Genomic DNA, 22,230 nt, shown 5'->3' with positions numbered 1-22,230 from the left:
TCGTGTCGGTGGCGTGGTTCAGGCGAGGACCTTGACCACGACCTTGCGCACCTTGCGGCTGCGGTCGTCGCAGCAGCCCGGGCGGTGGATGTCGGTGGGGTGGAAGACGGCGTAGCTGCCGGGGCCCAGCAGCAGGTCGGTCTCGTCGGCGACCGAGGCGAAGAACTGCACGTCGCGCTCGGCGAGCAGGTCTTCCTCGACGGCGCCGCCGTGGTTCAGCGGCGCGTAGCCGATTACTTCCAGGCCGCGTGCGACGTACTGGATGTCGATGTAGCGGGCGTGCGACTCGGCGCGCTTCCTGTCCTTGGGCTCGGTGTCGTAGTCCTGGACCAGCGCGAACAGGCGGTCGCCGTCGAGCTCGAAGCGCCCGGCGGGCAGGCTCTCGATGTCGGTCTCGGCGAGAAAACGAAGGCCGCGCAGCAGCGCGGCGGGAATGTGGTCGGCCTCGCGGTCGAGCAGGGCGATGTGACTGAGGAACATGGCGGATTCCGCGGCGGTCCTGGGGTTCGGGGGGGGGCTCGGCCGGCCCGTGCGGGGCCGGCCGGGGGCCGCCCGGCGCGCGTGACCAGAACCGGCACCACGCGCGGGGGGCGGCGCTGGGGGGTCAGGCCGTGGCCGGCTGCACCTTGGCTTCGCCGCGGGCGGCCATGCGCTTGGCCCACAGGCCGGTCAGCACGGGCACCAGGATGGCGGTGGTCAGGCAGGCGGCGGCGACCAGCGAGGTCGCGGCGGCGGCGGCCGGTTTGAAGGCCGGCACCATCTCCGCGATGATCATCGGGTTGGCCACCGCGGCGCCGGCGGTCGACGAGGCGGCGAGGCCGGCGGTGCCGTTGCCGCCGCCGATCAGCTTGTCGGCGAACATCAGCGGGATGCCGGTGACGATGATCACCATCACGCCCAGCAGGATGCCGCCCAGGCCGGTCTGCGCGATCACGTTCAGGTTGATGCCGTTGCCCAGCGCGAAGCCGAAGAACGGGATCAGCACGTGCACGCACTTGCCGAAGAACTCCTTCAGATCCTTGTCCAGGTTGCCCAGCGCGAAGCCGACCAGGAAGGGCAGCACGGCGCCGGCGAACAGCCGCGGCTCGAAGCTGGCGACGCCGGCGGCGCCGAGGATCAGCATCGACACCAGCGGGCCCGACTCGACCGACATCAGCACGAAGGCGCCCGCCTCCTCCTTGGTGCCGTACTGCTGCATCACCGCGGCGTAGAGGCCGCCGTTGGTCATGTCCATCGCGGCGCAGATGGCCAGCGCCGAGAAGCCGGCGAACAGGCCCGCCTGCACGCCGTCCATCGGCAGCCACTGCGCGGCCATCCAGGTGGCGGCCCAGGCGACCAGAGTCTTGACGACGACGAGGTTGCCCGACTTGCGCAGCACCGTGCCGGTGGCGCGCAGGTCGATCGTCGCGCCCATGCAGAAGAACCACACTGCCAGGATCGGCACCGTGCCCGTGATCAGCCCGTTGGTGAACGAGCCGAAGTACTTGCCGGCGTCCGGGAAGAAGGTCTTGGTCAGCGCGCCGAGGATCAGCGGCACCAGCATCAGGCCACCGGGGATCCGGTCGATTGCCTTCTTGATGTTCATGGACGTACCCCTTGTGTGCAGAGAAAGCCGGGTGGGGCCGGCAGGGTGGAACGCGCTACGGGCGGTCTGCGGCCGTTTCCGTGGCGTAGACGTCGGGGGTGGCCTCGGCCGGGATGATGGCGCCGCGGTGCTGGACCACGGCGCCGGCCACCCGGTGGGCCCGGCGGGCGCTTTCGGCCGGGTCCAGGCCCAGCATGCGTCCGAGGAGATAGGCGCCGGAGAAGCTGTCGCCGGCGGCGGTGGTGTCGACGACCTGCGGGATGCAGGTCGCGGCGACCGACTCGACCTGGCCGCCGTGGATCAGCGTGCAGGGCTTGGCGCCGTCCTTGATGACGACTTCCAGCTGCGTCAGCGGGCGGAAGTGCGCCGCGCCGGCCGCCGGTTGCGGGGCCACGCCCAGCACCTCCAGTTCCTCGACCGTCACCAGCACGCGGCGGGCGAAGCCGAAGACACGCTCGTAGACGGCGCGTGTCGTGGCCACGTTCTCCCACAGCAGCGGGCGGTAGTTGCAGTCGAAGTCGATCGTCTTGCCGGCGGCGGCCAGTTCGGCCAGGCGCGCCAGCAGGCGCTCGCGGCTGGCCGGGCGCAGCACCGCCAGGCTGATGCCCGACAGGTAGATCGCGTCGAAGCCGGCGAGCGACGCGAGCAGCGCGTCCGAGCCTTCGCACTCGAAGGCCTCGCGCACCGCGGCCTCGCCGCGCCAGTAGAAGAAGCGGCGCTCGCCGGCGGCGTCGGTCTTGATGAAGTACAGGCCCGGGCGGCGGCCGGCGCGGCGCATCGTCAGGCTGTCGTCGACACCCTGGGCGCGCCAGAACTCGGCCATCGCGCTGCTGAACGGGTCGTCGCCGATGGCGCTGACGTAGTGGACGAAACGGCCGAGGCGCTGTCCCAGGCGGGCCATGTAGACCGCGGTGTTCAGCGTGTCGCCGCCGAAAGCCTGGCTGACGCTGCCGTCGGCACGCTCCTGCAGTTCGACCATGCACTCGCCGATCGCGGCGACGCGCAGCACGGGGCTCTTGTCCATCTCTCAGTCCTTGCCAGCGGTCTCCCGGTCGCGGGCCTCGTGGGCTCGTCGCCGGACATTGCGCCGCTCGCATCAGGCCTGCCGTCAGGGCGTCTGTGCGCCGTCTTGCGGGTCAGGTGGGGCGGTCTGTATGCATGATATACAAGGAGTATTTGGTATACATAGCTTTGTTTGAGACGTTTGGCTCAGTGTTTTCACTGATTCCCTGACGGCCGGGCTTGACGTTATGCGCGAGCCCTTCCGTGGCGCGATGCGCGCTGCCAACGTCGCGCCGAAGCGAGCGCATCCTCGTGGCCAAGCCGCTGTCGGCGTGGCCATATATGTAATATGCGAGAACTGCTCGACGGAGCTGGCCCGGATGCGGCGGCCTCTCGCGGGCAGCGAAGGAACCCCATGGCGGACTGGACTCTCGGTGGCGACGCACGGCGCCCCACCCCTTCCAACAGCGCAAGCCTCACGGCCGCGCAACTGGTGCACGAGCGGCTGCGCGACGAGATCGTGTCGCTGCAGCGACGCCCCGGCGACGTGATCTACGAGAAGGAGATCGCGCAGGAAGCGCAGGTCAGCCGCACGCCGGTGCGCGAGGCGCTGCTGCGCCTGGCCGACGAGAAGCTGGTCGAGATCGTGCCCAAGTCGGGCACCATCGTCGCCCGCATCCCGGTGGCCAAGCTGCCCGAGATCATCCTGGCGCGCACCGCGCTGGAGACGATCACGGTGCGCGCCGCCGCCGAACGCGCGCGCGGCTCCGACGTCGCCGGGCTGCGCGCGCTGATCGAGCTGCAGCGCGAGAAGCTCGAAGCCGGCGACCAGGCCGGCTTCCACGCCGCCGACGAGACCATGCACCGCGCCATCGCCGAGGCCGCCGGCCTGCCCGGCATCTGGGAGATGGTGCAGCAGATCAAGGTGCAGCTCGACCGCTACCGCCGCCTGACGCTGCCGCAGCCGCACCGCATGGAGCTGGCGCTGGACGAACACGCGGCGCTGGTCGACGCCATCGCCGCGCACGACGCCGACACCGCCGCGGCGCGGGTCGCCGCGCATCTCGAAGGGCTCAACGCCAGCCTGGCGACGATCCGCGAGCTGAACCCCGACTACTTCGCCGGCGACGTCGACGCGGTCTACGAACGCTGGGCGGCGCAGGCCGCCTGAGTCACCAGCCGCGCTTGTAGGCGCGGTGGCAGGCGGTGCAGCTCTCGTTCAGGCGCCCCTGGCGCTCGCGCAGCGCGGACGCGTCGGCCGGCGTCTCGCGCGCCTGCCGTGCCAGCGCCCGAGCCGCGGCCTCGAAGGCCTGGGCGTGTTCGACGAAGTCCGGGAAACGGTTCCAGATCTCGGCCTTGGCGCCCGAGAAGAGGCCGCCGCGGCTGTCGGGCGGGAACAGCGACGGCAGCCGCGCGGCAAACGCCGCCAGTTCGTCGGCCGACGCGGCCACCGTCGCCGCGTCGCCGCGGGCGATCGCCGCCTTGATCGCGGCGTTGGCGCGCTTGCTCGCCTTGAACTCATGTTCGCGTTCGGCGACCGGATCGCCGGCGGCCAACGCGGCGCTGCAGGCCAGGGCCGTCGCCAGCACGGCCGCTCGAAGAGGGGCGCCCATCTCAGCGCGCTCCCGCGGCGACCGCCGGGCGGCGGCGTCCTGCCAGCTGCAGGCCGTCGCGAAGGCTGGCGAACATCAGGGCGAGGTTGGTGGCGCCCGCGGCCAGTTCCAGCGCCTGCACGGCGTAGAAGCCGGCGTCGAAACGGCCTGCGGCGGCCCAGCGTGCGAGCACGATCGCGCAGGGCAGCAGCACCAGCAGGCCGTTGGCGGCGACGATCGGCATGCGCCGGCGTTTGGCGTCGACCAGCCGGCCGTGGCGCGAGCGGCCGAGCGCGAAGCCGCTGGCGCCCAGCGCGGCCATCGCCGGCAGCAGGATCCACAGCCCCGGCGTGACGATCAGCGCCTTGACGGTGGCGACGGTCTGCGGCGTGCCGAAGAGTTCGGCGGCGACGGTGGCGACGAAGAAGCTCGCGATGCACAGCGGCGCGAGCACGCCGGCGGCGAGATGCAGAGGTTTGAGGTTCATGATCGGAGGCTTGTCGTCGAAGAGCCGACGATGAGCCTCACTCTAGAAACCGCTGCCCTGCACGCATAGGCCGGAGCCGGCGACACACTGTCTCTCGCCAGCCGACAGTCTCAGCCCATCGCCGGCCCGGGAAAGCGCTGCCAGGCCGGCAGCCGGGCGCGCGGCAGCAGCTCCTGCACCGCGCGCGCCGCCTGGTCGATCGCGCCGTTCGCATAGGCGTAGGCGCCGGCGTCGCTGTTGGCGATCGCCACCCGGCCCCAGCCGCGGCGCGCGATCTCGCAGGGCAGGGGACCACTCGGCCAGAACGGGTCCCAGGGCCGCATGTACTCGTAGGCGTAGCCGTGCGGCCAGCGGTTGACGGTGATCGCCTCGACGTCGCGCGTGGCGTCGAAGCCGTGGGGCCCCAGCGCTTCGCCGAGCAGCGTGACGATCTCGTGCTCGAAACGGCCGAAGTCCCATTCCAGCAGCGCCTTGCGCCCGGCCGCCGACTGCTCGCGTGCCGGCGCGCCGCCACCCGGCACGACGACCTTGCCCAGGTGCAGCAGGATCGGCTCGTCGGCCGACTCGGGCGGGCGCTGGCGGCCCAGGCGCACCGGGAAGTCCAGCGCGACGTCGTCCCAGAAGCCGTCCACCGGGTGCAGCGACGAGACGCCGGCGGCTTTCCACGCCCGCCAGTTCGACAGCAGCACGTTGGCGTAGACCAGCGGCACCTTGACCTGGTCGTCGAGCGCGCGGCGCTGCGCCGCCGGCAGCTCGTCGCAGAGCCTGGCGACGACGCGGTGCCAGCAGGCCAGCAGCACCTGACGCGCGCGCACCGCGTGCAGCCGGCCGGCGGCGTCGACGTAACGCACTTCGACACGTTCGGCCCACTCGGGCGGCCCGAGGTGGCGCAGGCCGACGACGGTGCTGCGCAGCGAGATGCGCAGCGGCTGGCCGGGTTCGTCCAGCCGCGCGTGCCGCAGCGCTGCGTCGACCAGCCCGTCCATGCCCTCGGCACCGGGCAGGGCCTGCGGCAGCAGCGAGCGCAGCAGCGCACGCACGACGCCGGCGTTGCCGTCGGGGAAGTGGTGGACGTAGTCGTCCTGGCCCAGCCGCAGCTGGCGCCCGCTGGGCGAGTTGGCGGTGAACGGGCGCTCGCCCAGGTCCAGCGCCTGGAAGCCCGGCAGCCCCAGCGCCCAGGCGTCGAGCGCGCTGGTGGCGTCGCTGCCGACACCGAAGTAGCCGCGCGTCGCGCCGCGGTGCCATCGCAGCGCCTCGTCGTCGGCGCCCCAGCCGCGGCGCAGGAACTCGGCATAGGTCCAGCGCGCCAGCACCGCGGCGCGCGCGGCGCGGGTGCGCACGCCGGGCAGCGGATCGTGGCGCGAGCCCTCGTCGAGCAGCCGGGCCAGCGCCTGCCGCGCCTGCGGCCGCAGCGGCGTGCGCGCCAGCCAGTCGGATGGCGCTTCGCCGTCGCCGCGGAACACGGTGCGCGCCGGTCCCCAACCCGCGGCGCCGAAGTGCAGCGCGTGGCCGTCCAGCCCGTGGCGGCGATGCCAGTCGTGGTCGAAAGCGCCCTGTTCGAAACGCGCCAGGTCGACACCGACGCCGCGCAGCAGCGCCTTCGAGGCCGGCGAGAACAGCGACGGCGAATCCAGCGACTGCGAACCCGCGTAGCCGATCAGCGTGCGCCCGCTGCGGCTGATGAACGTGTTGCGCCGCGCATGGCCGCCGACCTCGCCCGCGGCGTCGAGCAGACGCATCGTCACCGGCCGCCCGGCGTGCTCGCGGAACCACCAGGCGCCGGCCAGCCCGCTGATGCCGGCGCCGACGACGAGCAGGTCGGGCTCGTCGGCGTCGAGTTCTGCGGCCTGGTCGTCCCAGCGTCCCGGCCGGTCGCGCCAGGCGTGGGCGACGGCGTTGTCGGCCTCGGTCTGGCCTTGCAGGCCGGTGGCCAACGACGGGTCGGCGTCTTGCGCTGCGGCGGCCCCGGGCAGTGCCGCCAGCGCCGCGCCGTGCACGAAGTCGCGGCGCGTGATCGTCATGCGCCCAGGCGCCGCGCCAGCTCCGCCTTGCGCGCCACCATCTTCTCGGCCAGCGCCACGCTGCCGCCGTGGGCCAGCACGCAGGCGCGGATGTCGCAGTCCGGGATGCGTGTCACGACCGTCACCGACTCGCGCAGCGCCGTGTCGCCGATGTCGCCGAACAGCCGCCGTGCGTGCGGGTTGTCGGGGTCCTGGCGCAGCCGGTCGAGCTCGCCGACCTCCGTGCCGAAGGCGCGGCCCTTGGGGCTGCCCTGGGCGCGGAACTCGAGTGCGCCGCCGACGTCCAGCGTCAGCACCGTGCCGCCGAGCACGCCCTGGTTGTCGCCGCCGTAACCCGCGGCGTCCCAGTTGGCGGTCCAGGCGTGCACGCCCAGCCAGTGCTGCGCCTGGCGGCGCTCGGCCTCGTCGAGCTGGGAGATCAGCTTCTTGTCGAGCACGACGAAGTCGGTGGCGATCTGGTCGGCCGCGCGTGTGCGCCGGTAGTGCAGCGTCGGCGCGCCGGCGAGAAGGTAGAGCTGCGCCGCCAGCCACTCGTTGCGCGCGTGCGCCGGGCTTTCCAGCTCCTTGACGTAGTAGCGCCGCCCGGCCGGGTCGCGGTAGATGCCGGCCGGGTTGCTGCCCAGGCGGCCACCGACACGCTGCAGGGCGCCGGTGTCGACGAGGCGCGCGGCGGGCTCGGGCGCCGGCTCCGGCGTCTCGTGTCGCAGACAGGGCGTCATGGCAGGGGGCGCGTTCGCTGCACCAGCATCATCTGCGCCGGTGTCTCGATGGCCCCATGCCGCGCGCGGCGCACGTCGCGGATGGCCTGGTTCGGGTCGACGCCCAGCTCGGCCAGCAAGCGCGCGGCGATCATGCCGGCGCGGCCCAGGCCGCCTTTGCAGTGCACGACGATGTCGTCGCCGGCCCGCAACAGCGCGCGGATCTCGGCGCCGGCCACCACCCATTCGCGTTCGAAGTGTTCCCCGGGCACGCCGAAGTCCGGGATCGGCAGGTGAACCCAGGCGATGCCGCGGCGTTTCACCTCGTGGCCGAGCTGCGGCACTTTCAGCGAAGCGAGCTCGGCCGGCTCGACCAGCGTCAGCACGAGCCTGGCGCCCCATCCGGCGATCGTGTCCAGGTCCATGCCCAGGTCGCGCGCCCAGGCGCCGGTGGCGGCGGCGCGGTCGTGTTTGCCAGGACAGAAGGTGATGCCGATGCGCCCGTGCGACGGGCTGGCACGCACCGCGGCGATCTGCAGCGGGTGGCTGTGGCTGGTGCGGGCGGCGGTCAAGGCGGTCAGGCGGCGCGAGGACGCGGCGATGCTGCCACAGCGCAGCCCCCGCAGGAACCGGCGCCGCGGTGCCGCAGTTCATCGACTGGGCCGCGCAGCTGGACTGCGGCATCGACCTGGTGCCGCGGTCCGACGACCGCGTGCCGGCCGGAGGCTAGCGCACGCTGGGGCTGGGCGCGCCGTGCCGGGCGTGCACGGCGGCGAAGGCTTCGGCCAGGCTGCGCCCGACCGCCGGCGTCAACGCCTGCACCAGCTGGGGGGCCGGCAGGCTGGCCAGCGGCTCGGCGCGCACGACGTGGCGCATCACCGCGGCGCCGAGCAGCTGCGCGCCGATCAGCTGCGCACGCAGCGCACCGTCCGGGTCGTCCAGCAGCGGCGCGATGCCCTGGCGCAGCTGGCACTCGATGGCCTGCTGCAGCGTCGTCGGCGGCTGCTGCGCCGCCAGCGCGGCGTGCAGCGCGGCGGCGAGTTCACGGCCCTCGTCGCCGTGTTCCCAGATCTGCAGGTAGCGTTCGACGATGCCGGCGGCCAGGGCCTCGAAGGCGTCGTCGTCGAAACGCGGCACCGGCAGCGGCGGCGGCTGGCTCAGGATCTCGGGCTCGGCCGCTGCCGCGCGGCGGCGCTCGGCCAGCGTCAGCAGCCTCTCGTAGACGCCGTCGACGATCACGTAGCCGAGCCAGGAGCCGCTGCCGAGCCCGACCAGCGCCAACCAGATCTCGAACTCGCTGAGGAAGCCGTCCACGGACCGATGAAGAAGTGAAGGGCGCCGGTGCGGCGCCGCCGAAGCGCCCGTCCGGGCGTGGGCCGCCCGGTACCAGGGACTGCGCGTGGCGCCGGGGCGAAGCACCGATTCTGGGCAGCAGCCGCTCGATTTCCTCCCGGAGATGCCTGGCGAAGACCCGTCATTTCCAGCCCCGGTCTCCTGCGTTTGCCGGCAGTCGCGCGTGGCGTCCGGGCCGGCCTTGAGGAGCGATCCCAGGCTGCGCGCGCGGCGCGCTCGGGCTGCAATCGCGGCACCGCGCCCGGAGGTCCGGGCCGTCCAGGAGCTAGAACGATGTCGCTGAACACCCTGCCGGCCGGCGCCGGCATCGCCGCCGGCGGCTGCATGCCGCCGTGTGTCGACTCCTCCAACCCCAGCAACGCCAGCACGCGGCTCGAGAACGGCGTCGCCGTCTTCGAGAACGACAACTACCGCATCACCGCCGGCGATGACAACCAGGTGCTGATCCAGAACAAGCACACCGGCGAGACCTACCGCGCCTGGGGCGACCCGCACATGGAGATCGACGGCCAGCAGGCCTTCGACTTCTGGGGCACGACCAGCTTCGTTCTCGACGACGGCACCAAGGTCACGATCGACACCACGCCCTGGGCCGGCAACCCGGCGATGACGCTGTCGTCCAAGGTGACGATCACCAACGGCGACTACGGCGTGCAGATCACCGGCGTCGACACCAACACCGTCGGCGACCTCGCGATCGACGAGGGCCGCGGCTGGGGCCGCCTCGTCGACCTGACCGTGGCCGACGGCAACACGCTCTACGAGAACACCTTCGGCAAGGGCTTCGTCGGCATCGACGACCAGGGCCGCATCCGCCAGGTCGACCAGAACTTCATCAACGAGACCGACCTGATGAAGGGTGGCCGCCTGACCGAGCAGTACCGCGACGCCTTCCGCGCGCTCGGCGGGCTGATGATGATCAGCTTCGTCGGCGCCTTCCTCGGCACGCTGGCGGCCGTGTCGCGCGCGTCGAACGGCGAGGGCCGCCACGACCCGCGCCCGCGTGCGCCGGAGACCGGCGGCACCGATACCTGGGCCGGCGGCACGCCGTCGCGCCGTTTCGACGAGAGCGGCCCGGCCTTCCCGCTGCTGCGCCTGACGCTGGTGCTCGCGCGACTGGGCGGCTGACACAGGCTGTTGCCGCCGCCCCGGGCGCGATCCCAGGGTGGCGGCGGGCGGGGCTTCTGTTGAAGTCCGGGGTCCGCTCCGCCATCCCGCTGCATGTCCCCGCCGCCGTTCCGTTTCGATCTCGTCTGGCCGCATGGCCGCGCCCGGCTCGAACTGCCGGGTGCCGGGGATCCCGATTCCGATCTCGATGCCGCGTGTGCGCTGGCCCCGGCGCTCGCGCCGCTGGCGGCGCTCGAGCGCTGGATCGGCATGCCGCTGGACGATCTGCGGCCCGCCCGCACGCCGTCACCGGCCGGCGCCGTCGGCCTCGGCTGGGGTGACGGCGGCCGGTTGCTGCTGCCGCCGGTGCTGCTGCCCTGGGGCCGCGTGCCGCCGGACGAGCTGCCGCTGGTCTGGCCCGCCTGGACCGTGCGCGTGCGGGTTCAGTCGCTGCCGCTGTCGTGTGTCCCGCGTGCGATGCTGAGGCGCGGCGCGCTGCTGCTGCTGCCGGCCAGTTTCGCCGGCGAGGCGATGGCGGTGCTGCTGCAGCCCGCCGCGCCGATGCCGGCACGCACCGGCTGCTGGCAGCCACGGGCCGGACGGCTGGACCTGCGGGCCGCCGAAGCGCCGGCGGCCCGGCCTGACGAGGCCCAGGTCTGGCTGGAGGCGCCGATGGACGTCCGGGCCAGCGCCTGGTTCGGCGCCGAGGGGGCCGCGGTCCCGCTGCCCGCCGGCGCCGCCCGGCTCGCCATCGCCGGTCTGGCGGTGGCGCGCGGCACGCTGGTGCCGGCCGGGCTGGGCTGGGGGCTGCTGCTCGAAGACGGTGCCGCGGCGACCACCGCGCCCTGCGAAGACCGGACGCCTGCATGGACCTGAGCCAGTTCACGCCGTCCTCGGCGCTGATCACCGTCGTGCTGCTGGCGCTGGCGCCTTTCGTCGGTGTGATGGTCACCTCGTTCACGAAGATCGTCGTCGTGCTCAGCCTGCTGCGCAACGCGCTCGGGCTGCAGCAGGTGCCGCCCAACGTCGTGCTCAACGGCATGGCGCTGGTGCTGTCGATCTACGTCATGTACCCGGTGGGGCTGCAGATGGCCGAACGTGTCGGCCAGACCCAGGCCCAGCCCGCCGGGCGCGGCACCGAGGCGCTGCTGGCCGCCGCCGACGCCGCCAAGGAGCCGCTGCGCGACTTCCTGATCCAGCACTCCAACCCGCAGGAGCGCCGCTTCTTCCTCGAGACGCTGCGCCGCAACCTGACGCCGGCGCAGCAGCAGGCGCTCGGTGAACGCGATCTCGTCGTCGTCGTGCCGGCTTTCGTCGTCAACGAGCTGTCGGTGGCCTTCCAGATCGGTTTCCTGATCTTCCTGCCCTTTCTCGTCATCGACCTCGTCGTCTCCAACATCCTGATGGCGCTGGGCATGATGATGCTGTCGCCGACCACCGTCTCGCTGCCGTTCAAGCTGCTGCTGTTCGTGCTCGTCGACGGCTGGGTCAAGCTCTCGCACGGCCTCGTGCTCTCCTACTGAAGGCGGCACGATGTCGGGCAGCGAGGCGATGCAACTGACGCTGCAGGCACTGTGGCTGGTGCTGCTGCTGTCGGCGCCGCCGGTGCTGGTGGCCGCGGTCGTCGGGCTGCTGATCGCCATCGTGCAGGCCGCGACGCAGATCCAGGAACAGACCTTCCAGTACGCGGCCAAGCTGTTCGCGATCGTGCTGACGATCTTCGTCACCGCGGCGCTGCTCGGCGGCACGCTCTACGCGTTCAGCGACCGGCTGTTCAGCGACTTCCCGGAGATCGTCTCGCGGCCCTGAGCCGCGTGCCGGCCGATGGAGGCGCTGCGTTTCGTCGACTCGCTGGCCGACGGTGCGCTGCTCGTCGCGCTGGCCAGCACGCGTTTCGCCGTCGCCTTCCTGCTGCTGCCGATCTTCGCCTCCGAGACGGTGCCGGCGCTGGTGCGCAACGCGCTCTTCGTCGGGCTGGGGCTGATCACGCTGGCGGTGCAGCCGGCGGTGCCGGTCCAGGGCTGGACGGCCGGGCACTGGCTGCTGCTCTTCGGCCGCGAATCGCTGCTGGGCATCGGTCTGGGCGTGCTGCTCGGCGCCGTGCTCTGGGCCTTCGAGGCCGCCGGCCAGATCGTCGACGCCAAGGTCGGCGCCACGCTGGCGCAGGTGGCCGACCCGCTGTCGGGGCACCAGACCTCGCTGTCGGGCGCGCTGCTGGCGCGGCTGGCGATGTTCCTGTTCATGGCCGGCGGCGGGTTCCTGGCGCTGGTGGCGGTCGCGGTGCAGAGCTTCGCGATCTGGCCGCTGGCGCAGCCCGGGCTGCACTTCGACCCGGCCGACGTGCAGGTCTTCGAGTCGGCCTTCGCGCAGCTGATGCTGCTGGCGCTGCTGTTCGCGGCGCCGGCGCTGGTCGTGCTCTACGTGCTCGACCTGGCGCTGGGCCTGGTCAACCGCTTCGCGCCGCAGCTCAACCTGATCTCGATCTCGATGTCGCTGAAGTCGGTGGCGGCGACGCTGGTCTGGGTGCTGATGTTCACGGTGCTGGTCGACACGGTCGTGGCGCGGCTCGACGACGGCGTCGCCGGGCTGCTGCCGGCGCTGCGCATCTGGGCGCCTTGAGCCCGACCCTGGGGACGATCCTCAGTGGCGCGGGCCGGTCCCCGCCCCCTAAGCTGGCGCCATGACCTCGCTGCCTGCCTGGCCCCCTTCGCCATCGTTCGCTCCGGCCGCCGCAGCGCGTGCCGCCGAGGCCGCGGGCTGGGCTGATCTCGGCACCGACGGCGGTGCCGACGCGGCCTCGCGCGTGCTGCGCGCCCCGGCCGACGGTTCGGCCACGCCGCAGGCGCTGACGGCGCGTTTCCTGGCCAGCCTGCTCGCCGGCGACGCCGGCGCCTGATCCCGTGAAGGCGCTGCGCGCCGAGCCCGACTGGCACGAGGCCGCCCAGACCCTCGTCGACGGTTGCTGCCTGCTCGCGCCCGCGGAGCGCGTGCCCTGGCTGGAGCAGCTGTGCCGCGCGATCGGCGACCCGCTGTACCCGGCGTTCCTGCGCGTGCTGTGCCTCGTCGGCGAACACGGCGAGCCGCTGGCGCAGCGCGCCGTGGCCGCGACCTTGAACGACGCGCTGGCCAGCGGCCGGCTGCCGTCCGGCCCGCAGGCCGCCTGGGGCGCGCTGGCGGGCGCCTCGCGGCGCCAGGGGCCGATCGAGTTCCTTTGTGCCGCCTTCCTGCATCCGCAGGGTGCGCTGCCGCTGTCGGCCAGCGCCTTCGACCGCACGGCGCGTGCGCTGCTGGGACTGATGGCGCAGGACGTGCAGGCCCATGCACGTTACCGCGCCCGGCTCGAGGCGGCTGCTGCGGACCCGCTGGAAGGCGCCTGGTCGCGCGCCGACCGCGCCGCGCTGCGCGCGCTGGCCGCGGCCTGGGCGCCGGGGGCCGTCCCCGGCCTTGCCGTCGACGCCTTTCTGCAGGCTGCGCGCGGCGGCGCTGGCTCAGGCGGCGGCTGGTCCGGGCTCCCGGGGTTCGGCGCGCTCGGCCCGCCCGGGCGCTGACGGGGGTGAAGGCGCTGCGTGCAGCGCGATGTGGAAGCTGCAGCCGGCGTCCGGCGGCGCATGGCGCGTGAACCACAGCCGGCCCTGGTGCAGCTCGACGAAGCTGCGGCAGATCTTCAGCCCGATGCCCATGCCGTCGGGTTTGCTCGACTCGAAGGGCACGAAGAGCCGGCTCTCGGCGTCCTCGGTGAGGCCGCAGCCGTGGTCGACGATGTCCAGTTGCAGCTCGTCGGGCACGCCGGCCAGCCCCGGCACGCGCTGCAGTCGCAGCAGCACACGCGCCTTCGGCCCCGGTGCCTCGCGCTGGGCTTCGAGCGCGTTGCGCATCAGGTTGACGATCACCTGCTGCAGCATCAGCGCGTCGCCCTCGACCCAGGCCTCGTGCGGCATGTCGGCCTGCACCGGCACGCCGTCGCGCGCGAACTCCCAGTCCAGCAGCGACACGCACTCGGTGGCCAGCGCGCGCAGGTCCAGGCGCTCGCGCCGCGGCTGGCGCGAAGGCGTGTACTCGCGGATGCGGCCGACGATGCGGCCGGCGAACTGCGCCTGGTCCAGTGCCAGCTTCAGGCCGTGGCGCAGGTCCTCCAGCGCCGCCTGCTCGTGCGCCGGCACGGCCAGGCGAGCCAGCCGCGCACCGACGCCACGCAGCACGTTGGCGATCGTGCCGATCGGCTGGTTGATCTCGTGCGCCAGCGTGCTGGCCATCTCGCCGACGCTGACGCTGCGCGAGGTGAACAGCAGCCGTTCGCGGTCGCGCAGGTGGCGCTGCAGCGCCAGCGCGGTGTCCGGCGGCGGCGCCGGCTCGTGCAGCAGCAGGCCGTCGGCCAGCACGACCCAGTGCAGCGCGACCATCGTGCCGCCCGGCGCGGCGACGCTGCCCGAGCCGGCCGAGCCGGGTTCGCCACGCGCCTGCCAGGCCGGCTGCAGCGCCGCGTGCAGCGCGGCGTCGGGCCAGCCGGCATGGCGTTCGACCCAGGCCGGCGTGCGCCAGACGACGCCGGCCGGCGCCATGCGCAGGCGCAGCGCCGCCTGGCCGAGTGCGGCGAGCAGCGTGGCGTTGTCGGGTTCGGTGTTCACTGGGCAGACGTCAGATCTCATGCCCAGGGCGGCGGCGACGGCGCGCAGGCCACCAGCCAGGTCCATTGCAGGCCCAGGCAGTGCCGCGCCAGGCCGGGTTCGAGCAGATCGGCCCAGGCCTCGGCCGGGCCGCGCAGCGCCGGCGGCAGGGCCTCGCCGGCCAGGCGCAGCTGCAACGCCGGCTGGCCCGGCGCGTCGGCACGGGTGGCCAGGCGCACGGCGCCGTGTTCGTCGTCGCGGTGTGCGTGCCAGAAGCGCCAGCCGCTGGCCGCCGGCGCCTCGCCGACGAGCCCGCAGCGTCGCACCCGCGCCTGGCCCTTCGCGTCGACGCCCAGCCACCAGCCGGCCAGCGGCGAGGGGCCGGTGGCCGCGCGCAGCGGCGCGAGCAGCAGCACGCTGCGCCGGCGCCGCAGTTCGGCTCGCACGCGTTCGGGCAGCCCGGCGGGCACGGGCGCGGCGGGGCGCGCCGCGGGCGCTTCGTCGGGCCGGCCCGACGGGCGTGTGTCGGGTTCCTCGGGGTCGTCCCAGGGATCGTCCACCGCCGGGCGTGGGCGGCGCGCCTCGCGCTCGGGCCTTGGCGCACGCGGCCAGCCGGGCGCGAAGGCCGACGGCGTCTGCAGGCTGCCCACCCAGGCCGGTGTCAGCGGCGGCGCGGCGAGGTCGGGGGCCGGCGACGAGGCGGGGGCCGCCGCCAGCGGCATCGGCTGGCTCAGCTCGCCGTGCTCGGTGTGGCCCCAGGCCGGCGGCGCCGCGACGGCCGGCGTGCCGGGCGCCGTGGGCGGCGCCGCCGGTGTCGCGGCGGCCTGCACGGCGGCCGTGGCCTGCGCCTCGCCGGCGGCGGGTGGGGCGTTCGGCCCGGGCGCCATGCCGGCGCCCGGGCCGTCGCCGCCGAACCAGGCGGCCAGCCCGGCCAGCGGGTTCGGCGTGACCTGCAGCGACATCAGGCCGCCTTCAGCACCAGGCCGTGTTCACCCAGCGCCAGGCGCTCCGGGGCCAGGCCCAGCAGCTGCACGAGGTAGCCGCGCGCGGCGTCGCGCAGCCGCGCCTGCGCCGCATCGCCCTGGGTGGCCGCGGCCAGGCGCGACTCGTTGACCAGCACGCCGACGGCGGCCAGCTGCTCGACGAAGGACTGGCGCTCGGCGGTGCTGCAGTGCGTCCAGGCGCCGCAGGCGCCCAGCAGGCGGCGGAACTGGCGTTCGACGGCGTCGAGCCGTCCGGTGTCGGGCGACTGCCCGTCGAAGGCGGCGAGGTTGGCCAGCGTGAAGAAGGCCGCCGCCAGCCCGGCGTCGTCTTCGCGCAGCCCGGGCTGCAGCCGGGCCTGAACGTCCTGGCGGTAGTGCTGCAGGCAGCGGGTGTACAGCGCCAGCGCCTGGGTGCGCGCCGCCGGGCCGCCGCCCTGGCGCGCGGCCAGCGCGGCGGCACCCGCCGAACGCACGCTGCGCGGCACGCGCAGCGGCGCCGGTTCGGGCCCGGCGTCGGGCGCGGCCAGCAATCGGGCGAGCGCGAGCTCGACGAGGGCGGGCAGTTCGGCGGCCAGGCGCGTGCCGGCGTCGGCAGGGGGCAGGGCGTTCATCGTCCGGGGTTCTCGTCGTCGTGCAGCGTGATCTCGGCGCCGGCGGCACCACGCGCGGCCAGCCGTTCGCGCAAGCTGTCCAGGCCGGCGGCCAGCGCCGGGCGCTCGCGGCTGTGCGCGGGCAGGCGCAGCTGCAGCTGCATCGCAGCGCCGGGGTGTGCCGGCAGCGTCAGCGCCACGGCGGCCAGCGGCAGCCCGGCCTGGGCGAAGCTGAACTGCCAGTGCTGCAGGCCCTCGGCGTCGGCGGGCGCGAGCAGGCTGGTCAGCGCGGCGCCGAGCTCGGCCGCGGCGACGTCGCCGCGTGCCGCCGGCGCTGCGGCGGCGGGTGCGCTGGCGAAGGCCGGCGGTGGCAGGGCGGCCAGCAGCGGGCCGACGGCCGGCGGGCCGGCGTCCTGCGGCGGCAGCCTGCCCGCGGGCTCGTCCGGCGTCTTCGGGCCTCGCCGCGCGGCGCGCTGCACCGCGGCGGCGAAGTCCTCGGCGCGCCCGTCCGAGGGCCGCGCCGGCTCGCCGTCGGTGCGTGGCGGCGCGGGCGGGCGCACGGGCGCAGCGGAGTTGTTCATCGTCTGCACGATCAGGCGGCGAGCGCGCGAACGGCCGCGACGGCGTGGCGCCGGCGTTCGCGCAAGCCGTGGCGCTGCACCGCCAGCCAGCCGGCGCGGTCCAGCCGGTAGTGCGCGGCCGGGCGGCCGTCGTAGGGCGCCGTGCCCAGCGCGTCGAAGCCCAGCGTGCGCAGCACCACGTCGACCGAACGGTGGCGCGGGTGGCAGACGGCCCAGACCTCGGCCAGCGCCAGCGGGCCGAAAGCCTGCGCCAGCAGCGCCTCGCCGCCTTCGAGCGCCAGCCCGCCGCCCCAGGCCTCGGGGCGCAGCCGGCAGCCGAGTTCGACACGCGACGGGTGGCCGCTCATCGGCATCAGGTTGAACCAGCCGCAGAACTGCCAGCCGGGTTGCACGAGCCAGGCCAGCGCCGCGGCGTCGAGTTCTCCGGCGTCGACGGCGGCCCGGGCTTCGGCCAGCGCCTCGGCGTCGGGCGGCTGCCGCCGTTCGGCGTGCCAGATGCCGAGCCCGGGCTTCGCGCCGTACCAGGCCTGCAGGCGGCGCACGAAATCGGCGGCGACGGCGGGTTCGTCCAGCGGCTGGTCGTCGACGAGCAGCTCGCGCACACGCGGCTCGCGATGCATCGCGGTGAGGGCCGGCACGTCGGTGGCCGCGAAGCGGCGCAGGCGCAGGCGTGCCGTCTGCAGCAGGGGCGGGAAGGGGACCACGGCGCAGTCTAGGCAGCGCGCTCGTGCTGCCACCCCTGGGTTCGATCCGGGGGCAAGCGTAAACATCTGCAGCCGGTGCGCGGCCGTGAGGAGCGATCCGCACTGGCGGCTGCTCCGACACGAACCGAGCATGGCCGGGATTTCCATGTCCGCAGGAGCGCCGTCCATGAACCTCAGCCCCACGCGCATCAGCAGCCCCGTCACCGCGCCGACCCCGGCCGGCCAGGGCGACGCCGCCGGCGTGCAGGTGCGGCGCGGCGACACGCTGGCGGCGATCGCGCAGCGCCACGGTGTCGGCCTGCAGGCGCTGATCGACGCCAACCCGCAGCTCCGCAATCCGGACGTGATCCACCCGGGCGAGTGGCTGGCGCTGCCGGCGGCCGAGCGCAGCGTCACCGTGAAGCCGGGCGACACGCTGGCGGCGATCGCAGCGCGCCACGGCAGCAGCGTCGCCGCTCTCGTGCAAGCCAACGGCATCACCAACCCGAACCTGATCTTCCCCGGCGACGTGCTGCGGCTGCCGGGCAGCGCGCCGCGCGCGGCGGCACCGGCCACCCCCGCGGCCCCGGCCGCGCCGGCGCTCGCCGCCGGCCGTCTGCCCGACACCACCGGCCTGGACGAAGCCGCGCGTTACGAGCTCTACGCCGCACAGGTCGAACGTTTCGGCGACGCCGCCGCGCGCCAGGACCTGGCCGACGGCCGCCGCGTGATCCTCGCGCTGCGCCAGGACACGAACGCCCGCGCCGCCGAGGGCCGCGGGGTCTACGACGACCGCATGGTCGTGCTCTGGCAAGGCGCCGACGGCACGCGCCACGCGGTCGAGTTGCGCGCCAACACCGACCCCTCGGGCCAGTACGAACCCGGCGGCCCTTATGCACGGCGTGCCGTCGGCGGCGACTACAACGGCGACCGCCGCGGCGACCAGGGGCGCCTGGCCGAAGGCACCTACAGCCACACGCGCGGCAGCTTCCTCGGCGCCAGCGCGCTGATGGCCGGCAACGACCAGGTCACCGAGCGCGACACCAACCACGACGGCCGCTTCGACGAAGGCGTACGCACCGCGCGTGGCGGTTACGGCATGCACATCCACGTCGGCGGCGCCTCGAACACCTATTCGGCCGGCTGCCTGACGCTGCCGCCGGCCGACCACGCCCGGCTGTTCGACGCGCTGGGCACGCAGAACAGCGTGCGCACCGTGCTCGTCGACACGCAGCGGCTCAGTGCCGAGGCGCCGGCCGCCGCGCCGCCCGCGGCCGTGGCGACGCCGCAGCGCACGCTGAGCGACGCCGACTGGCAGCGCGCCGCGACCACGCTGGGCGTTGACGTGGCCGCGATCCGCGCCGTCGCGCAGGTCGAGGCGCCGGGCAGCGGCTTTCTCGCCGACGGCCGGCCGAAGATCCTGTTCGAGGCCCACGTCTTCGGCCGTCGCACCGGCGGCGCCTACAACGCCAGCCACCCCGACATTTCCAGCGCGCGCTGGAACCGCAGCCTCTACGTCGGCGGCGCCGGCGAGTACCCGCGGCTGGAGCAGGCGATGGCGCTGGACCGCACGGCGGCGCTGGAGTCGGCCTCCTGGGGCCGTTTCCAGATCATGGGCTTCAACCACCAGGCCGCCGGCTACGCCGACGTCGAGAGCTTCGTGCAGGCGATGCAGCAGGGCGAAGGCCGCCAGCTCGACGCCTTCGTCAGCTTCATCCAGGCCGACCCGGCGATGCACCAGGCGCTGCGCGACCACGACTGGGCCGGCTTCGCGCTGCGCTACAACGGCGAGGGCTACGCCGCCAACCAGTACGACACGCGCATGGCCGAGGCCTGGGCGCGGTTCTCCTCCAACTGAGTCCGTTGCAACCGGATGCCGGTGGCTGCCGCGGCCGGCGCTATCGTCGCCGCATGACGCTGCTGCAAAGGCTGTGCGCGGCGCTGCTCGCGGTGCTGACCGGCACCGCCGCGGCCGCACCTTACGACCCGCCCTACGAAGTGCCTGCCGCAGTCGCCGCCGACGAGGCTGCGCTGCGCACGCTGCTGCCCGCCGGGTCCCGCCTGATCCACGGCCCGCTGGCGCTGCCTTTCGGCGCCCACGAACGCGGCTGGCTGCTGGCCTGGCGCGCGCCCGAGCCCGAGGCCGGCGTCGCCGTCTGGTACCTGGCACCGCGCCCCGGCGACGCCGCGCACTGGCGGCTGCTGCGATTGCGGGATCCCGAACCGGCCGACGCCTTCTTCGACATCGAGCTGCGCGCCGCCTTCGCCACCGGGCCCGAAGGGGCACGCGACCTCGTGCTGCTCGAGCGCTACACCCGCGCCGCGCCGGCCGGCGGCGAGCGCCACGACAGCGCCCGTGTGCTGCGCCGCGACGGCGACGGCGTGCGCGCCGTGCCCGAGCTGGAATCGCTGCTCGACGGCGTGGTCGATGCCGCCGAGGCGCGCCGCCGCCTGGCGCCGGCCTATGCGCGGCTGCTGCCGACGGTGAAGGCGGAACTGGCGGCGGCCTTTGCCTCGCTGCCCGTCGACGTCGTCGACCTGACGCGGCTGGAACGATTGCAGCGCCTGCAGCCCGGCCACCCGCTGTACGAGGTGGACGACGCCGCCAACGGCTATCTCGCGCTGCGTGGCGACGGCGGCCGGCCGGGTTATGTCGCGGCGCTGTTCCGCCAGGCCGACGGCGGCGCCGTCGTCGCCGTGCAACAGCGCTGGCCGGACGCGCAGCGCACGCGGCTGCTGCGCCGCGACGGCGCGGGCTGGAACGACCTCACGGCCGCGCTGCTGCCCGGCTGGCGCGACAGCGACGACTGCACGCTGCCGCGGCGCGGCCTCACCGTCGCCTGTGCCGACGGGCGGCGCTGGACCTGGGACGGGCGGAGCTTTCAGCCGCTGCCGCCCAGCACCACGAAGTCGTCGCCGCGCAGCCCGCGTTCGACCAGCTGACGCAGCGGATCGAGCAGGCGCTGCGCCGGGGCTTCGGCGTCGAGAAAGCGGGCGACGACGACGGCTTCGACGTCGAGCACGAAACGGTGGCCGCCGACGTCGGCCAGCAGCACGATGCGGCGCGCCGTCAGCAGCCCGTCGGCGATGTTCTGCGGGTCCAGGTCGACGCCCCAGCGCCAGGCCGGGTTGCCGCGGCAGACGAGTTCACCGAGCAGCAGCGCCAGGTCGGCGAGCATCGAGTAGACGAGCCCGTCGCCGTCGCGGCGGCTGTGCAGCCAGTGCGAATACGCCGGCCGCGGATGCGGCGGCAGCGCCGGCCAGGCCTCGGTTGCCCATTGCTGCAGCGCGCTGCACAGAGCGGCGGCGTGCTGCCGTGGCGCGGCCAGCGCCGGCGCGGTGTCGAGGCCGGCGTCGTCGTGCAGCAGCCGCGTGATCGTCGCCAGGCGCGGCTCGCGCTGCTGCAGCCAGTTCGCCAGGTTCTCGCGCGCCTGGTCGTCCGACAGCTCGCCGCCCGAGCCCGGGTGGGGCAGCACGAACGGCGGGTACTGGCGCAGCCGGGCACCCAGCGCGCCCTCGCGTTCGCGTGGACCGAAAATGGTCTTCAGCCAGCCCGTCATGGTCTCAGCGCGGTGCCGGCCCGGCCTGCCGCCAGTGAGCCATCGCATCGCCGCGCAGGCCTTCCTCGACCAGACGACGCAGCGGGTTCAGCAGGCGCTGCGCCGGGTCGTCGCCATGCAGGAAGCGGTGCACGACGATGTCCTCGACGTCGAGCACGAAAGGCGTCGTGTGCGTGCCCACCGGGTCGGCCAGCAGCACGATGCGGCGTGCGCTGAGCATGCCGTCGGCGAGGTTCTTCGCGTCCAGATCCAGGCCCCAGTGCCAGTCCGGGTTGCCACGGCGGACCAGCTCGCCGAGCAGGATCGCCAGGTCCAGCAGCATCGAGAACACGATGTCGTCGCCGCTGCGGCGGCTGTCCAGCCAGCGTGCGAGGCCACCCTCGGCCGGCAGCGCGGGCCACTGGGCGAGTGCCCAGCGCTGCAGCTCGTCGGCGAACGCCGCGGCGTGCGCCGACGGGTCGGCCAGCGCCGCCCGGGTGTCGATGCCGGCGACCTCCCGCAGCAGCGCCGAGACCTGCTGCAGCCGTTGCGGCAGGACCTGTTCGAAGCAGGCGAGGTTCTCCGCCGCCTGGTCGGGGCGCAGTGCCGAGCCGCGGCCGGCGTGCGGCGCCGCGTAAGCCGGGTAGCTGAGCAGGCGCGGGGCGAGCTTGTCGCCCGGCTCGTCATCGCGACGACGCCTCAACCGGTCGGGGATCATCGCGGCAGTCTGGCGGCCACCGCAGCGTGCGCGCGGCCCTGCGGCGTGTCAGCGGCCGGCGGGTTCAGTTTCAGCGCGTGCGCCAGGCGTGGCGGGTCGATGCGTGCGCCGGCCTGCAGCAGCGCGTCGGCGACGATCCAGTTGCCCATGCCGGTGGCCAGCAGCAGCGGCAGGCTGCCGTCGGCGGTCGGCAGGTCGGCGCGTGCGCCGGCCTGCAGCAGCGCCAGCGCGAGATCGGTGTTGCCTTCGCGGATCGCCAGCGACAGAAAGGTCTCGCCCTGCACCGGCAGCCGCGCATCGGGCGACACGCCGGCCTTCAGCAGCACCGGCAGCAGCTGCGGGTCGCGCACCCGCGCGGCGGCGTTGAGCAGCGACATGCCGTTGGCCAGCGTGCGGGTCGGGTCGGCGCCCAGCGCCAGCAGGTGGGCGACGACGTCGGCGCGCACCGGGCGCACGTAGGCGACGTAGGCCAGCAGCGGCGTCACGCCCTGCTCGCCGGGCGTGTCGACGGCGTAGCCCGCGCGCACCTGGGCCGTCATCGCGGCCAGGTCGCCGCTTTCGGCCAGGCGCAGGAAACGCCGGCTGGGCTCGTCGGCAAAACGGGCCAGGGCGCGCTCGCGCTGGTCGGTGGCGCCGAAGACGGCGGAGACGTCGATGGACACGGGTTCCTCCTTCGGTGCGGCGGCC

At 74.3% G+C, this 22,230-nt stretch carries 27 protein-coding genes; 10 read left to right on the top strand and 17 right to left on the bottom strand.

Features of this window, described 5'->3' with window-relative positions; translation table 11 throughout:
- Window positions 1–18: 18 nt before the first annotated feature.
- From EV684_RS01825 to EV684_RS01815, 3 genes are all read right to left on the bottom strand, one after another.
- On the bottom strand, window positions 19–480 hold the full coding sequence (locus EV684_RS01825) for a YhcH/YjgK/YiaL family protein (RefSeq protein WP_132644488.1): 462 nt from the start codon (window positions 478–480) through the stop codon (window positions 19–21).
- A 124-nt stretch (window positions 481–604) separates the two neighbouring features.
- The gene (kdgT, locus tag EV684_RS01820) at window positions 605–1,585 is read right to left on the bottom strand and encodes a 2-keto-3-deoxygluconate transporter (protein WP_132644487.1); all 981 of its coding nucleotides are present in this window, start codon (window positions 1,583–1,585) and stop codon (window positions 605–607) included.
- A 55-nt stretch (window positions 1,586–1,640) separates the two neighbouring features.
- Window positions 1,641–2,609 (bottom strand): sugar kinase, encoded by a 969-nt coding sequence (locus EV684_RS01815; RefSeq protein ID WP_132644486.1) that lies wholly within the window; start codon window positions 2,607–2,609, stop codon window positions 1,641–1,643.
- Between the two features lie 393 nt (window positions 2,610–3,002).
- Between EV684_RS01815 and EV684_RS01810 the strand changes: the two genes are divergently transcribed.
- On the top strand, window positions 3,003–3,758 hold the full coding sequence (locus EV684_RS01810) for a GntR family transcriptional regulator (protein WP_132644485.1): 756 nt from the start codon (window positions 3,003–3,005) through the stop codon (window positions 3,756–3,758).
- Between the two features lies 1 nt (window position 3,759).
- Here the strand turns inward: EV684_RS01810 and EV684_RS01805 are convergent, their stop codons facing one another.
- The 6 genes from EV684_RS01805 to EV684_RS01780 all read right to left on the bottom strand — a co-directional run bounded on the left by EV684_RS01805 (window position 3,760) and on the right by EV684_RS01780 (window position 8,699).
- The gene (locus EV684_RS01805) at window positions 3,760–4,176 is read right to left on the bottom strand and encodes a cytochrome c (protein WP_165908361.1); all 417 of its coding nucleotides are present in this window, start codon (window positions 4,174–4,176) and stop codon (window positions 3,760–3,762) included.
- Window positions 4,177–4,201: 25 nt separating this feature from the next.
- A complete protein-coding gene (locus tag EV684_RS01800; RefSeq protein WP_132644483.1) occupies window positions 4,202–4,666 on the bottom strand; it encodes a hypothetical protein in 465 nt (154 codons plus the stop codon).
- 110 nt (window positions 4,667–4,776) lie between these two features.
- A complete protein-coding gene (locus EV684_RS01795) occupies window positions 4,777–6,687 on the bottom strand; it encodes an NAD(P)-binding protein (RefSeq protein ID WP_132644482.1) in 1,911 nt (636 codons plus the stop codon).
- On the bottom strand, window positions 6,684–7,406 hold the full coding sequence (locus tag EV684_RS01790) for a hypothetical protein (RefSeq protein WP_132644481.1): 723 nt from the start codon (window positions 7,404–7,406) through the stop codon (window positions 6,684–6,686). The genes EV684_RS01795 and EV684_RS01790 overlap by 4 nt, the downstream gene beginning before the upstream one ends.
- Window positions 7,403–7,957 carry a cyclin-dependent kinase inhibitor 3 family protein gene (locus EV684_RS01785; protein ID WP_132644480.1) on the bottom strand — a complete coding sequence of 185 codons (555 nt, stop codon included), beginning with the start codon at window positions 7,955–7,957 and terminating at the stop codon, window positions 7,403–7,405. Before EV684_RS01785 ends, EV684_RS01790 begins: the two co-directional genes overlap by 4 nt.
- Window positions 7,958–8,111: 154 nt before the next feature.
- Window positions 8,112–8,699: a TetR/AcrR family transcriptional regulator gene (locus EV684_RS01780; protein ID WP_132644479.1), complete on the bottom strand. Its 588-nt coding sequence runs from the start codon at window positions 8,697–8,699 to the stop codon at window positions 8,112–8,114.
- A gap of 312 nt (window positions 8,700–9,011) precedes the next feature.
- On the opposite strand from EV684_RS01780, the gene EV684_RS01775 reads away from it, so the two are divergent.
- The 7 genes from EV684_RS01775 to EV684_RS01745 all read left to right on the top strand — a co-directional run bounded on the left by EV684_RS01775 (window position 9,012) and on the right by EV684_RS01745 (window position 13,393).
- The gene (locus EV684_RS01775; RefSeq protein WP_132644478.1) at window positions 9,012–9,866 is read left to right on the top strand and encodes a DUF1521 domain-containing protein; all 855 of its coding nucleotides are present in this window, start codon (window positions 9,012–9,014) and stop codon (window positions 9,864–9,866) included.
- Window positions 9,867–9,959: 93 nt separating this feature from the next.
- Window positions 9,960–10,721: a hypothetical protein gene (locus tag EV684_RS01770; RefSeq protein ID WP_132644477.1), complete on the top strand. Its 762-nt coding sequence runs from the start codon at window positions 9,960–9,962 to the stop codon at window positions 10,719–10,721.
- Window positions 10,712–11,368 carry a type III secretion system export apparatus subunit SctR gene (gene sctR / locus EV684_RS01765; RefSeq protein ID WP_132644476.1) on the top strand — a complete coding sequence of 219 codons (657 nt, stop codon included), beginning with the start codon at window positions 10,712–10,714 and terminating at the stop codon, window positions 11,366–11,368. The genes EV684_RS01770 and sctR overlap by 10 nt, the downstream gene beginning before the upstream one ends.
- A gap of 10 nt (window positions 11,369–11,378) precedes the next feature.
- A complete protein-coding gene (gene sctS, locus EV684_RS01760; protein WP_132644475.1) occupies window positions 11,379–11,654 on the top strand; it encodes a type III secretion system export apparatus subunit SctS in 276 nt (91 codons plus the stop codon).
- A gap of 15 nt (window positions 11,655–11,669) precedes the next feature.
- Window positions 11,670–12,464, top strand: a complete 795-nt coding sequence (gene sctT, locus EV684_RS01755) for a type III secretion system export apparatus subunit SctT (protein WP_132644474.1) — start codon at window positions 11,670–11,672, stop codon at window positions 12,462–12,464.
- A 61-nt stretch (window positions 12,465–12,525) separates the two neighbouring features.
- Window positions 12,526–12,741: a hypothetical protein gene (locus tag EV684_RS01750; protein ID WP_132644473.1), complete on the top strand. Its 216-nt coding sequence runs from the start codon at window positions 12,526–12,528 to the stop codon at window positions 12,739–12,741.
- Window positions 12,742–12,745: 4 nt separating this feature from the next.
- On the top strand, window positions 12,746–13,393 hold the full coding sequence (locus EV684_RS01745) for a hypothetical protein (protein WP_132644472.1): 648 nt from the start codon (window positions 12,746–12,748) through the stop codon (window positions 13,391–13,393).
- Here EV684_RS01745 and EV684_RS01740 read toward each other — a convergent pair.
- The 5 genes from EV684_RS01740 to EV684_RS01720 are packed head-to-tail and all read right to left on the bottom strand — an operon-like array spanning window position 13,334 to window position 17,307.
- Complete coding sequence (locus tag EV684_RS01740) at window positions 13,334–14,470, bottom strand: sensor histidine kinase (RefSeq protein WP_165908360.1); 1,137 nt, start codon at window positions 14,468–14,470, stop codon at window positions 13,334–13,336. The two genes, EV684_RS01745 and EV684_RS01740, sit on opposite strands and share 60 nt — an antisense overlap.
- Before the next feature lie 17 nt (window positions 14,471–14,487).
- Window positions 14,488–15,411 carry a hypothetical protein gene (locus EV684_RS01735; protein WP_132644470.1) on the bottom strand — a complete coding sequence of 308 codons (924 nt, stop codon included), beginning with the start codon at window positions 15,409–15,411 and terminating at the stop codon, window positions 14,488–14,490.
- Window positions 15,411–16,043, bottom strand: a complete 633-nt coding sequence (locus EV684_RS01730) for a DUF6683 family protein (protein ID WP_132644469.1) — start codon at window positions 16,041–16,043, stop codon at window positions 15,411–15,413. The genes EV684_RS01735 and EV684_RS01730 overlap by 1 nt, the downstream gene beginning before the upstream one ends.
- Complete coding sequence (locus EV684_RS01725) at window positions 16,040–16,603, bottom strand: hypothetical protein (protein WP_132644468.1); 564 nt, start codon at window positions 16,601–16,603, stop codon at window positions 16,040–16,042. Before EV684_RS01725 ends, EV684_RS01730 begins: the two co-directional genes overlap by 4 nt.
- Window positions 16,604–16,614: 11 nt before the next feature.
- Window positions 16,615–17,307 carry a GNAT family N-acetyltransferase gene (locus EV684_RS01720; protein ID WP_165908359.1) on the bottom strand — a complete coding sequence of 231 codons (693 nt, stop codon included), beginning with the start codon at window positions 17,305–17,307 and terminating at the stop codon, window positions 16,615–16,617.
- 166 nt (window positions 17,308–17,473) lie between these two features.
- On the opposite strand from EV684_RS01720, the gene EV684_RS01715 reads away from it, so the two are divergent.
- A complete protein-coding gene (locus EV684_RS01715) occupies window positions 17,474–19,144 on the top strand; it encodes an N-acetylmuramidase domain-containing protein (RefSeq protein ID WP_165908358.1) in 1,671 nt (556 codons plus the stop codon).
- Window positions 19,145–19,197: 53 nt separating this feature from the next.
- Window positions 19,198–20,229 carry a hypothetical protein gene (locus EV684_RS01710; RefSeq protein ID WP_242478627.1) on the top strand — a complete coding sequence of 344 codons (1,032 nt, stop codon included), beginning with the start codon at window positions 19,198–19,200 and terminating at the stop codon, window positions 20,227–20,229.
- Here the strand turns inward: EV684_RS01710 and EV684_RS01705 are convergent.
- From EV684_RS01705 to EV684_RS01695, 3 genes are read right to left on the bottom strand one after another with little or no spacing between them, the layout of a single operon-like run.
- Window positions 20,169–20,846: a hypothetical protein gene (locus EV684_RS01705; protein WP_009857239.1), complete on the bottom strand. Its 678-nt coding sequence runs from the start codon at window positions 20,844–20,846 to the stop codon at window positions 20,169–20,171. The genes EV684_RS01710 and EV684_RS01705 overlap by 61 nt on opposite strands.
- 4 nt (window positions 20,847–20,850) lie before the next feature.
- Window positions 20,851–21,543, bottom strand: coding sequence for a hypothetical protein (locus EV684_RS01700; RefSeq protein ID WP_132644465.1), 693 nt, complete (start codon window positions 21,541–21,543; stop codon window positions 20,851–20,853).
- Window positions 21,540–22,205 carry an ankyrin repeat domain-containing protein gene (locus tag EV684_RS01695; protein WP_243651013.1) on the bottom strand — a complete coding sequence of 222 codons (666 nt, stop codon included), beginning with the start codon at window positions 22,203–22,205 and terminating at the stop codon, window positions 21,540–21,542. Before EV684_RS01695 ends, EV684_RS01700 begins: the two co-directional genes overlap by 4 nt.
- Window positions 22,206–22,230 lie beyond the last annotated feature (25 nt).

This window comes from Rubrivivax gelatinosus (assembly GCF_004340905.1).
GTDB classification, from domain to species: Bacteria; Pseudomonadota; Gammaproteobacteria; order Burkholderiales; family Burkholderiaceae_C; genus Rubrivivax; species Rubrivivax gelatinosus.
The sequence above is the reverse complement of the archived record's forward strand: the minus strand, read 5'-3'. Positions and strand labels throughout refer to the sequence as shown.

Excerpts from the sequence above, each read along its gene's own strand:
- EV684_RS01825 (WP_132644488.1), bottom strand. The coding sequence starts at position 480 with ATGTTCCTCAGTCACATCGCCCTGCTCGACCGCGAGGCCGACCACATT.
- kdgT (WP_132644487.1), bottom strand. The coding sequence starts at position 1,585 with ATGAACATCAAGAAGGCAATCGACCGGATCCCCGGTGGCCTGATGCTG.
- EV684_RS01815 (WP_132644486.1), bottom strand. The coding sequence starts at position 2,609 with ATGGACAAGAGCCCCGTGCTGCGCGTCGCCGCGATCGGCGAGTGCATG.
- EV684_RS01810 (WP_132644485.1), top strand. The coding sequence starts at position 3,003 with ATGGCGGACTGGACTCTCGGTGGCGACGCACGGCGCCCCACCCCTTCC.
- EV684_RS01800 (WP_132644483.1), bottom strand. The coding sequence starts at position 4,666 with ATGAACCTCAAACCTCTGCATCTCGCCGCCGGCGTGCTCGCGCCGCTG.
- EV684_RS01795 (WP_132644482.1), bottom strand. The coding sequence starts at position 6,687 with ATGACGATCACGCGCCGCGACTTCGTGCACGGCGCGGCGCTGGCGGCA.
- EV684_RS01790 (WP_132644481.1), bottom strand. The coding sequence starts at position 7,406 with ATGACGCCCTGTCTGCGACACGAGACGCCGGAGCCGGCGCCCGAGCCC.
- EV684_RS01775 (WP_132644478.1), top strand. The coding sequence starts at position 9,012 with ATGTCGCTGAACACCCTGCCGGCCGGCGCCGGCATCGCCGCCGGCGGC.
- EV684_RS01770 (WP_132644477.1), top strand. The coding sequence starts at position 9,960 with ATGTCCCCGCCGCCGTTCCGTTTCGATCTCGTCTGGCCGCATGGCCGC.
- sctR (WP_132644476.1), top strand. The coding sequence starts at position 10,712 with ATGGACCTGAGCCAGTTCACGCCGTCCTCGGCGCTGATCACCGTCGTG.
- sctS (WP_132644475.1), top strand. The coding sequence starts at position 11,379 with ATGTCGGGCAGCGAGGCGATGCAACTGACGCTGCAGGCACTGTGGCTG.
- sctT (WP_132644474.1), top strand. The coding sequence starts at position 11,670 with ATGGAGGCGCTGCGTTTCGTCGACTCGCTGGCCGACGGTGCGCTGCTC.
- EV684_RS01750 (WP_132644473.1), top strand. The coding sequence starts at position 12,526 with ATGACCTCGCTGCCTGCCTGGCCCCCTTCGCCATCGTTCGCTCCGGCC.
- EV684_RS01735 (WP_132644470.1), bottom strand. The coding sequence starts at position 15,411 with ATGTCGCTGCAGGTCACGCCGAACCCGCTGGCCGGGCTGGCCGCCTGG.
- EV684_RS01730 (WP_132644469.1), bottom strand. The coding sequence starts at position 16,043 with ATGAACGCCCTGCCCCCTGCCGACGCCGGCACGCGCCTGGCCGCCGAA.
- EV684_RS01725 (WP_132644468.1), bottom strand. The coding sequence starts at position 16,603 with ATGAACAACTCCGCTGCGCCCGTGCGCCCGCCCGCGCCGCCACGCACC.
- EV684_RS01715 (WP_165908358.1), top strand. The coding sequence starts at position 17,474 with ATGAACCTCAGCCCCACGCGCATCAGCAGCCCCGTCACCGCGCCGACC.
- EV684_RS01710 (WP_242478627.1), top strand. The coding sequence starts at position 19,198 with ATGACGCTGCTGCAAAGGCTGTGCGCGGCGCTGCTCGCGGTGCTGACC.
- EV684_RS01705 (WP_009857239.1), bottom strand. The coding sequence starts at position 20,846 with ATGACGGGCTGGCTGAAGACCATTTTCGGTCCACGCGAACGCGAGGGC.
- EV684_RS01700 (WP_132644465.1), bottom strand. The coding sequence starts at position 21,543 with ATGATCCCCGACCGGTTGAGGCGTCGTCGCGATGACGAGCCGGGCGAC.